This window comes from Flavobacterium sp. EDS, assembly GCF_020991525.1.
Classification (GTDB): domain Bacteria; phylum Bacteroidota; class Bacteroidia; order Flavobacteriales; family Flavobacteriaceae; genus Flavobacterium.
The window spans coordinates 41,190-48,122 of the sequence record NZ_JAJMOZ010000023.1 but is presented as its reverse complement, the minus strand read 5'-3'; the positions used below and the strand labels follow the sequence as shown (position 1 = coordinate 48,122).

Sequence of the window (6,933 nt, the reverse complement as noted above, 5' to 3'; positions counted from 1 at the left end):
TTAGAAACTTTCGTTCCTAAATCCGATTGTTTTGCTTGCCAGTGTATCAGTGAACGTCTTGTTTGTTGCGGGTGCAAAACTACCACCTTTTTATAGATAAACAATACTTTTCGATCGCATTTTTATGTTTGTTTTGCGTTTATTTCTTAACACATTGATAACTCACACCTTACTGTTTCGGTGTTTTTGGGTTTTCTAAGATTTTTCTACTTATTAACTTCTTCTTCTCCTGTTTTCGCTCGGTTTTACTGGGGTTTCGGGTTCTTGTTTCTCACAGATTTCGTTGATTGAGCAGATTTAGAACTCCCTAGCCCTGATAAAAGAGGAAATCCTTAACCTTTTTCCTTTAAAAAGGCTAAGATTGGAGCGGATAGCAGGAAAGTGCTCCCAAAAAAACTTCTCTTATGTATTAATAATAGAATATTACTCCTAATATATAGGATACAAAAAAAAGCGGCTACTATATATAGTAGCCCAAAAAACGACATCTATTATAACTAGACATTACTCCGCTAATTTTACTCTATAAAAAAATCCCGCCATTTTATAAATGACGGGATTTTCTATATATTAAAGTGTTTTTATTATTCTAAAATAAAACTCACACTTACGTTTGACACGATTTCAATTTCCCCTATTGCTAGCGTTTCATTCGAAGCCGCTCCTGCGCTATCCATTGCCATAGATTTCATTGCTGCATAGATCGGTTGCGGACGGTATCCTTGAGAGTTATCCGAAATAACAATTGCTTTACCTACTTTTTGCCCTAAGACTGATACATAATCCTCCGCTTTAGACTTTGCGTCTTTTATTGCTAGTTTTCTAGCTTCCGACTCGTATTGCGCCAATTTAGAAGACTCGAATGTTACATTATCTATACGATTGATTCCTTGATCTACCAATCCTTCCATTAACTCATCATACTTAGTTAAATCTTTCAATAAGATTTCAACTGTTTGCGTAGCATTATAATTATGTTTCTTTTTTTCATAATCATATTGAGGATTTAATGAAACTTGTTTAGTTTTAAAATCTGCAGTTGGAATATTCATTTTTTTAATGAATTTTAAAACTGCATCCATTTTTTGATCGTTTTGTTTTTTTACATCTTTAGCATTACTTCCTTTGGTTTCAATAGTTGCTAAAATTGTTGCTTGGTCTGGAGCTACTTTTACTTTACCCTCTCCAGACACACTAATTTGAGGGATTTGTTTAGCTTCTTGAGCGTGAGTCATAGTCATAAACATAAGAGTTAAAAATAAAGCTATTCTTTTCATATTTGTATCATTTAATTGTTTGATTAATCCTTTTCAAAAGTTATGCCATTAAAGTTTTCCAAGCTTAGCCATTATAAAAAGTACAGCAATTGGGATAGCCAAGAGAATAACCATCAATGAATGATCAACAACTAATGTTGGCTCTTTTATCAAAGTAATCATGTAACCACCAATAGCTCCTCCAAAATGCGCCGTATGCCCGATATTATCATTTTTAGCTCGCATTCCATATATCGAATACAATAAATACAGGATCCCGAAGAGATATGCTGGCATCGGAATTATAAAAAATATACCCAACATCATGTTCGGTTGTAATAAAATTGCAGAATACAAAACTCCTGTTACAGCTCCAGAGGCTCCTACTGCGCGATAACTGTAGTCGTTTTTATGAAATACCATCGTTAGTAAACTTCCAAAAACTAAACTTCCTATATAAATCAATATGAACGAAAAACTCCCTAAATGATTAATAACTACTGGTGCGAAAAAATATAGCGTTAGCATATTAAAAAGCAAATGCATCATATCAACATGCAAGAAACCAGATGTTAACATTCTTATTTGCTCACCTGAGCGAATGCTCCCGACATGAAATTCATATTTTCTAAAAAAAGAAAGATCATTAAATCCCTTATAACTAACTAAAACATTGGCAACAATTATTCCTATCAAAATAGTATTCATATTCTATATTTATTATGAATTGTAAATATAGTAATTCTCATAGACTCCACAGTTACCGATTAAAATATATACGTTATTCATTTTTGAGTTATATTTGTAAAAAATTAAACTGCATGCAATTCCTTGTTTACATACTTTCATATCCATTACTTTGGATTATATCCATACTTCCCTTTCCGGTTTTTTATCTATTTTCTGATGTCGTTTACTTCATTGTTTATTATCTTATAAGATACCGAAGAAAAACGGTTAAAGAAAATTTAGCTCTTGCATTACCACATCTTAATGACACAGAAAGAAAAGTAATCGAAAAAAAGTTTTACCAACACATGTGTGACATGTTTTTGGAAATGATAAAAACAATGACTATTTCTCCTGAAGAAATGCACAGACGTTTTATTATTACCAATATCGATCTTATAAAAGAATACGAAGAAAAAGGTCAAAGCGTAGTTTTGGTTGCTTCTCACTATGCCAGCTGGGAATGGCTATTAACTATAAATTCGCAAATTAAATTTAGAGGTATTGGTGTTTACAAAAAAATTGTGAATCCTTATTTCGACAAGTTAGTTCGAAAAATCCGTTCTAAATATGATGCTGAATTAGTAGAAACTAAAAAAATAATTCCACTCATGGCACAAAACCAAAGAGATGGTATTTTGAGCATGTATGGTTTAGCTAGCGACCAATCTCCTAAACTTGACAGAGCTTTTCATTGGGATTCGTTTATGGGAATTGAAGTTCCTGTTCATACTGGTGCCGAAATGCTTGCCAGAAAATACAATTTAAGTGTTTTGTTTGTGAAAGTAAAAAAAGTAAAACGCGGCTATTACGAAGCTACTTTTATTCCTATTTGCGATACGCCTAAAAAAGCTGATGGTTTTGAGATTACTCATGCTTATCTGCGAGAAGTTGAAAAGCAAATTCTTGAAGCTCCCGAGTATTATTTATGGACTCATAAAAGATGGAAACACAGAAGATAAATAAGTTTAAAGCCTTACGACTATATTGAGTTTATTACTTAAGTACACAAAACAAAAATGCCCGAAATTAAATTTCGGGCATTTTTTATTCGATTCTATCTCAAAAATTAAATTCCTGCGATTGCTTTTATTTCATCTATAATTCTTAAAGCTAAAACATCTGCTTTTTCCTGAGACGGTGCTTCGGTATAAATACGAATTATTGGTTCTGTATTCGATTTTCTTAAATGAACCCATTCTGTAGCAAAATCAATTTTCACTCCATCAATGGTTGTGATATCTTCATTTTTATATTTTTCTGTCATTGCAACCAAAATTGCATCAACATCAATCTGAGGCGTTAATTCAATTTTATTTTTGCTCATATAGTATTCCGGATATGAAGCACGCAAAGCTGAAACGGTCATTTTCTTATTTGCCAAATGTGTTAAAAATAATGCTACTCCTACCAAGCTATCTCTTCCGTAATGAGATTCTGGATAAATGATTCCTCCATTTCCTTCTCCACCGATAATAGCATTATTTTTTTTCATTAATTCTACTACATTCACCTCTCCTACTGCACTTGCTTCATATTTTCCTCCGTGTGCAACTGTAACATCTCTTAATGCGCGAGATGATGACATATTTGAAACTGTATTACCTGGTGTTTTACTCAAAACGTAATCTGCACAAGCTACTAAAGTATATTCTTCTCCAAACATTTCTCCGTCTTCACAAATAAAAGCTAAGCGATCTACATCTGGATCTACTACAACTCCTAAATGTGCTTTTTCTTTCACTACCAATTCTGATATATCTGTAAGATGTTCTTTTAATGGTTCGGGGTTATGAGGAAAATGTCCGTTAGGTTCGCAGTATAATTTTACTACTTCAACTCCCATTAATTCTAATAATTTTGGAATAATTATTCCTCCAGAAGAATTTACTCCATCAACTACAACTTTAAATTTTGCTGCTTTTACCGCTTCTACATCTACCAAAGGTAAATTTAAAACTTCATCGATATGGATATCCATATAAGCATCATTAATTGTGATTTCTCCTAAACTATCTACATCCGAAAAATCGAAAGCTTCTGCTTCTGCAATTTCTAAAATTTTTGATCCTTCTGCTCCATTTAAGAATTCTCCTTTTTCATTCAATAATTTTAATGCATTCCATTGTTTTGGATTATGTGATGCTGTAAGTATTATTCCTCCATCTGCTTTTTCTAAAGGAACAGCAACTTCTACTGTTGGTGTTGTTGAAAGACCTAAATCTATAACATTTATTCCTAAACCAATTAATGTATTTACAACCAAGTTGTGAATCATTGGTCCTGAAATTCTCGCATCACGACCAATTACAACTGTTAGTTTTTCTTTTTTAATATTATTTTTAAGGAATGTTCCATAGGCCGAAGCAAATTTTACTGCATCAACTGGTGTTAGATTATCACCTACTTTACCACCAATTGTTCCTCTTATCCCTGATATCGATTTTATTAAAGTCATTTTAATGAGTTATGGTTATTGCTACAAATATAAAAAAGTTGCGGAGTAACTAAGTGAATAAGATGCCAAGATTTAAAAAAAGTATCTAAACTGCTGTATTTTTAAGCAAATGAGTTAAAAAGTTTTTATTACATTTACATGAGTAAACTTAACGCTACGTCTTTTTATAGCGTTAGTAACTCCTAAAAAAAATGAATTTCCTAGCTCATATATATCTTTCTGGCGATAATGATTTAATCAAAATTGGCAATTTTATGGCTGATGGAATTCGAGGAAAACAATTTGAAAGTTTTCCTGCTGAAATTCAAAAAGGTATAATTTTGCATCGCGCCATAGATACCTATACCGATGCTCATCCTATTTTTAGACAAAGTACCAAAAAGCTCCATGAGAAGTATCACCATTACGCTGGCGTTATTATTGATATCTTTTATGATCACTTTTTGGCAAAAAACTGGAAAGCTTACTCTGATGAAAATCTTGATGGTTTTGTTAAGAAATTTTACGATTCTCTGACTGAAAATCATGATATCTTATCTGAAAAAACACAGCGTATAATGCCTATTATGTTTCGGGAAAATTGGCTGGTAAGCTACCAAACCATCGAAGGGATTAATCATATCCTGACTCAGATGGATCGCAGAACAAAAAACACTTCAAAAATGCAATTCGCTACAGCGGAATTAAAAGAATTCTATTCTGAATTTGAAACTGAATTCACTGCCTTTTTTGAAGAATTAAAACAACATGTTAATCACAAATTACTTTCATTATGAAAAAGATTGCCTTTTTATGCTACTTTATCTCTCTTGCCTCTTTTGCCCAGAACGCAACCAATCAACCAACAGGATTAGTTACCAATAAAGCAATGGTTGTCTCGGCACGTGAAGAAGCTTCGAAAATTGGTGCCGACATCATGAAAAAAGGAGGAAACGCATTTGATGCCATGGTTGCTACCGAATTAGCATTGGCTGTTGCCTTTCCTTATGCTGGAAACATTGGCGGCGGTGGATTTATGGTATACCGAAAAGCAAATGGCGAAGTTGGTTCTCTTGATTACAGAGAAAGAGCTCCTTTAAAAGCTACTAAAGATATGTTTCTAGACAAAAACGGAAACGTTATTAAAGGAAAAAGTACCGAAACTGCACTAGCCATTGGAATACCTGGAACTGTTGCTGGTGTTTTTGCAGTTCACAAAAAATTTGGTTCTTTACCAATGAAAACAATTCTGGAACCTGTTATTGCTCTTGCTGAAAAAGGTGTAATTGTAACCCAGAAACAAGAAAAACGATTAAACGAATATCGTGATGTAATTATAGAAAGAAATGGCAAAAATACTTTGCTTGCAACCGTATACAAAGAAAATGATACGATTAAATATTCTGCTCTTGCTGAAACGTTAAAAAGAATTCAGAAAAATGGCCGCGATGAATTTTACAAAGGAAAAACGGCTAAAATATTAGTTGATTATCTTAACAAAAAAGGAGGAATTATCTCCATGAAAGATTTAGCAACTTATGAAGTTAAATGGAGAAAACCATTGACTTTTAATTACAAAGATTTAAAAATTACTTCAATGTCTCCTCCTAGTAGTGGCGGAATTTGTTTGGCACAAATTTTAAAAATGATTGAGCCTTACGATTTAGAAAAAATGGGCCATAATTCAGCTGAAGCAATACAAGTAATTGTAGAAGCCGAAAGAAGAGCTTATGCTGATAGAAGCTACTTTTTAGGCGATCCAGATTTTGTAAAAATCCCATTAAAAGGATTACTTGCTGATGATTATTTAAAACATAGAATGTCAAATTTTAGTTTTGACAAAGCCACTTTATCTTCGGATGTTAAGCATGGTGAAGTAAAATATAGCGAAAGTACCGAAACAACCCATTATTCTATCGTAGATCAGTTTGGGAATGCTGTTGCTGCTACAACAACAATTAACGATGCATACGGTTCTAAATATTATTGTGACGAATTAGGTTTTTTCCTAAACAACGAAATGGATGATTTTAGTGTTAAACCTGGTGAACCTAATATGTTTGGATTAGTAGGAAACGAAGCTAATAGTATTGCGCCTCAAAAAAGAATGTTAAGTTCTATGACTCCTACAATTGTTGAAAAAAATGGCAACCTATATATGGTTGTTGGTACTCCTGGTGGTTCTACAATTATTACATCGGTTTTACAAACTATTTTAAATGTACATGAATATCATCTTAGTATGCAGGAAGCTGTAAATGCTCCTCGTTTTCATCACCAATGGTTACCTGACAATATAAGTTTTGAACCAAAAGCTTTTGATACAAAAACACTTGAATATTTAAAATCAAAAAATTATATCGTCAACGAAAAAAATGCTCCTGTAATTGGTAAAGTAGATGCTATTTTGGTTTTACCAAACAAAAAACTTGAAGGTGGTGCTGATTATCGTGGTGACGATGCTGCCGTTGGATTTTAATTAAATAACATTTTAGAATACTTTTTTTAAAG

6 protein-coding genes are annotated in these 6,933 nt (G+C 32.8%); 3 read left to right on the top strand and 3 right to left on the bottom strand.

The window, feature by feature from the left end; translation table 11 throughout:
• Positions 1-584: 584 nt before the first annotated feature.
• On the bottom strand, positions 585-1,277 hold the full coding sequence (locus LPB87_RS19825) for an SIMPL domain-containing protein (RefSeq protein ID WP_230729057.1): 693 nt from the start codon (positions 1,275-1,277) through the stop codon (positions 585-587).
• 48 nt (positions 1,278-1,325) lie between these two features.
• A complete protein-coding gene (locus tag LPB87_RS19820) occupies positions 1,326-1,964 on the bottom strand; it encodes a rhomboid family intramembrane serine protease (protein ID WP_129539044.1) in 639 nt (212 codons plus the stop codon).
• Between the two features lie 113 nt (positions 1,965-2,077).
• On the opposite strand from LPB87_RS19820, the gene LPB87_RS19815 reads away from it, so the two are divergent.
• A complete protein-coding gene (locus LPB87_RS19815) occupies positions 2,078-2,947 on the top strand; it encodes a lysophospholipid acyltransferase family protein (RefSeq protein WP_230729056.1) in 870 nt (289 codons plus the stop codon).
• Positions 2,948-3,054: 107 nt separating this feature from the next.
• On the opposite strand, the gene glmM is transcribed toward LPB87_RS19815, so the two are convergent.
• Positions 3,055-4,443, bottom strand: coding sequence for a phosphoglucosamine mutase (gene glmM, locus LPB87_RS19810; protein WP_230729055.1), 1,389 nt, complete (start codon positions 4,441-4,443; stop codon positions 3,055-3,057).
• 191 nt (positions 4,444-4,634) lie between these two features.
• On the opposite strand from glmM, the gene LPB87_RS19805 reads away from it, so the two are divergent.
• Both LPB87_RS19805 and ggt read left to right on the top strand, forming a co-directional pair.
• Complete coding sequence (locus LPB87_RS19805) at positions 4,635-5,219, top strand: acyl carrier protein phosphodiesterase (protein ID WP_230729054.1); 585 nt, start codon at positions 4,635-4,637, stop codon at positions 5,217-5,219.
• A complete protein-coding gene (gene ggt / locus LPB87_RS19800; RefSeq protein WP_230729053.1) occupies positions 5,216-6,901 on the top strand; it encodes a gamma-glutamyltransferase in 1,686 nt (561 codons plus the stop codon). Before LPB87_RS19805 ends, ggt begins: the two co-directional genes overlap by 4 nt.
• The last annotated feature ends 32 nt before the right edge of the window (positions 6,902-6,933 follow it).